The sequence below is a fragment of the Streptomyces sp. WAC05292 genome (genome assembly GCF_003949955.1).
Taxonomy (GTDB): domain Bacteria; phylum Actinomycetota; class Actinomycetes; order Streptomycetales; family Streptomycetaceae; genus Streptomyces; species Streptomyces globosus.
In genome coordinates, this window is record NZ_RPSE01000531.1 from 1 (window position 1) to 3,362 (window position 3,362).

Genomic DNA, 3,362 nt, shown 5'->3' on the forward strand with positions numbered 1-3,362 from the left:
CACCACTCCGCCGCCCCCGCCGGCTCCGACGTCTCCGCCGCGGCCGCCGCCGTCCTGCGCGGCCTCGCCCTCGACGAGGACCTGAAGTGGCGCGTCCCCGCGGACCCCGCCCTCGGACCCCTGGCCCGTCGCGTGGCCCGGCGCTTCGTCGCGGGGGAGACCCTCGACGACGCCTGCGAGCGCGCCGCCGCCGTCCTGGCGGCCGGCCACCGCGCCAGCGTCGAGTACCTGGGCGAGAGCTGCCGCGACCCGCGGCGGGCGGTGGCCGAGACCGCGGTGTTCGCGGAGGCCGCCGACCGGCTCCCGCCCGGCTGCTCGATCTCCCTCGACCTCTCGCACATCGGACTCGCCGTCGATGCCGACCTGGCTTTCGCCAACGCCTCGCGCATCGCGCGGGCCACCGCCGACACCGGCCGCGAGATGGTCGTCTCGGCGGAGGGCTCCGACCGCACCGACGCCGTGCTGGCCCTCCACGAGCGGCTGACCGCCACCTACGACCACGTCGGCATCACCCTCCAGGCCCGACTCCACCGCACCCGCGAGGACCTGCCGCGCGTCCTGGCCCGCCCCGGCCGCATCCGCCTCGTCAAGGGCGCCTTCGCCGAGCCGGAGGCCGTCGCCCTGCCCCGCGAGTCCCCCGAACTCCGTCCCCGCTACCTGGAGTTCGCCGAGGCAATCGCCGAATCCGGGCACCTGTGCTCCTTCGCCACCCACGACCGGGACCTCCTCCGCCGCCTCGGCGAGCAGCTCGGCGGATCGGGCCGCCCCGACGCCCCCTGGGAGTTCGAGACCCTCCTCGGCCTCGGCCCCGACCGCCTCGCCGAGATGGCCCGGCTCGGGCACCCCACCCGCGAGTACGTCGTCTTCGGCACCGAATGGTGGCTCTACGTCTGCAACCGCCTCGCCGAGGACCCGCAGCGCCTCCTCCGCGCCGTCGTCGACGCGGCCTCCTGACGGCTGCCGCCCGGCGGGCGGCGCCTCGGCCATGTCGGTGGATCGTGCCGCCCGCCGGGCGCGGGCGACCGCCCCCGGCGGGCCCGCCGGTGTTCACTCGGTGCCGGCAGGCCCCGCACCGCGCGGGGCGCCGAACCCTCCGGGAGGCCGGCATGCAGTTCGTACAGATCATCGACTTCGAGACCGAGCGCATCGAGGACGTGCGGAAGCTGCTGCACGACTACGACGAGCGCGCGCGGGCGGAGGGCCGCCAGACCGGCCCGGTCAGCCGGATGCTGCTGAAGGACCGCGCCAACCCCAACCGCCACCTGGCCGTCGTCGGCTTCGACTCCTACGAGACCGCCATGGCCAACAGCCGCGCCCCCGAGACCGACGCGTTCGCCTCCCACCTGGCCCAGCTGCTGAACAGGCCGCCCGTGTACATCGACTGCGACGTCGAGGAGCAGGACGGCAGCCGCGGCTGACCCGCACCCTGGGACGGCCCCGATGTTGAAAGCCGGACGTCCGGCACGGAGAGCGGCCCCGCCCCGGCCGGGCGACCATGGAGGGGTGGAGACGACGGAGCCGCCGCGGAGCCGGCGCGGCCGGGACCCGGGGCGATGACCGACCCCGGCATGGAAGGGCTGGTCAGCAGCGCCGCGCAGGCTGCCGGCGGCTGGCTCGGGGCCCTCCCCATCGCCCAGGTCGCCACCAGCGCCGACGGCACCATCGTCCGCTGGAACAGAGCCGCCGCCGACCTCCTCGGCTACGGCCCCCAGCAGGTCATGGGCCGGCACATCGCCGACCTGCTGCACCCGGGCGTCGACCGCACCCTCGGCCGCTCCCTGTGGGAGGCCGCCACCAACCGGCGCGGCGTCATGGGCACCGTCACCGCCTGGCACGCCGACGGGCATCCCCTGGAACTGGAGATCTGGGCCTGCCCCGTGCCCGACCAGTACCCCGGCCCGTCCGCACTGCTCGTCTTCGCCGCCGACGCCCACGCCGCCCGCCGCATCCGCGGCTCGTCCGCCGTGTGGGACGGCCTCTTCACCCGCTCTCCCGTCGGCATCGGCGTCCTCGACACCGAGCTGCGGTTCCTCCAGGTCAACCCGGCCCTGGAGCAGATGAACGGCCTGTCGCAGGCCGCGCACATCGGGCGGCGGCTCACCGAGCTGCTCCCGGAGGTCAACGCCCACGAGATGGAGGAGGCGATGCGGCAGGTCCTGGAAACGGGACTGCCCATCCTGGACCTCCGGCGCACCGGCCGCACCCCCGCCCGCCCCGACCGCGACCGCGTGTGGTCGTGCTCGTACGTGCGGGTCGAGGACCCCGGCGGCCGGCCGATCGGGGTCGTGGCCACCCTCCTCGACATCACCGAGAAGCAGCAGGCCCAGGTCGAGGCGGAGGCCGGCCGGCGCCGCCTGGCCCTGCTCAGCGAGGCGTCCATGCGGATCGGGTCCAGCCTGGAGGTGGAGCGGACCGCCCAGGAGCTCGCCGACCTCGCCGTGGGCCGCCTCGCCGACGCCGTCACCGTCGACGTCCTCGAATCCCTCGCCCGCGGCGACGACACCGGCAGCGGCCTCGCCGGCGGCACCGCCCTGCGCCGCCTCGGAAAGGCGCCCCTGACCGGCTCCGCGGTCGTCGGCGTCCTCGCCCCGGTGGGCCGCACCCTCACCTTCCCCTACACCGCCCCCTACACGCAGGCCCTCTCCGCCCGCCGCCCGTTCGTCGTGCCCCGCCTCGACGAGGAGGTCATCGCCCCTGCCGGCCGGCACACCAGCCGCCCCGCCCGCCTGCTCGCCCTCGGCGTGCACTCCATGATGATGGTCCCGCTCGTCGCCCGCGAGACGGTGCTCGGCGTCGCCGGCTTCTACCGCACCAACCCGTCCGGCCCGTTCGCCGCGGACGACGTCACCCTCGCCTCCGAACTGGCCGCCCGGGCCGCCGTGGGCATCGACAACGCCCGCCTCTACCACCGCGAGCACGACACGGCGCTCACCCTCCAGCGCAGCATGCTGCCCCAGCACATCTCCCCGCCGCCCGGCGTCGAGGTCGCCCACCGCTACCTCCCCGCCAGCGACGTCAACGAGGTCGGCGGCGACTGGTACGACGTCCTGCGGCTGCCCGGCGGCCGCGCCGCCTTCCTCATCGGCGACGTGATGGGCCACGGCACCGCGGCGGCCGCCGTGATGGGGCGGCTCTCCGCCAGCGTCCGGGCACTCGCCCGGCTCGACCTGCCGCCGCCCGAACTGCTCCGGCAGCTCGAAGCCGCCCTGGAGGACCTGGCCGATCCGATGCTCGCCACCATGTGCTACGTCGTCACCGACCCGGCGACCGGCCGGTGCAGCGTGGCCCGCGCAGGGCACCCGCCGCCCGCCCTCCTCGCCCCCGGCCGGTCGCCGGGTCGGTGACGACGTAGCACATGGTGG

The 3,362-nt window shown here is 75.9% G+C and carries 3 protein-coding genes; all 3 read left to right on the plus strand.

What is annotated here, in order from left to right:
* A partial coding sequence (locus tag EF903_RS30495) for a proline dehydrogenase family protein (protein ID WP_221888800.1) occupies window positions 1–954 on the plus strand: 954 nt, incomplete at its 5' end.
* A 152-nt stretch (window positions 955–1,106) separates the two neighbouring features.
* Complete coding sequence (locus EF903_RS30500) at window positions 1,107–1,418, plus strand: hypothetical protein (protein WP_125548222.1); 312 nt, start codon at window positions 1,107–1,109, stop codon at window positions 1,416–1,418.
* Between the two features lie 135 nt (window positions 1,419–1,553).
* Window positions 1,554–3,344 (plus strand): PAS domain-containing protein, encoded by a 1,791-nt coding sequence (locus tag EF903_RS30505; RefSeq protein ID WP_125548223.1) that lies wholly within the window; start codon window positions 1,554–1,556, stop codon window positions 3,342–3,344.
* Window positions 3,345–3,362: the final 18 nt, after the last annotated feature.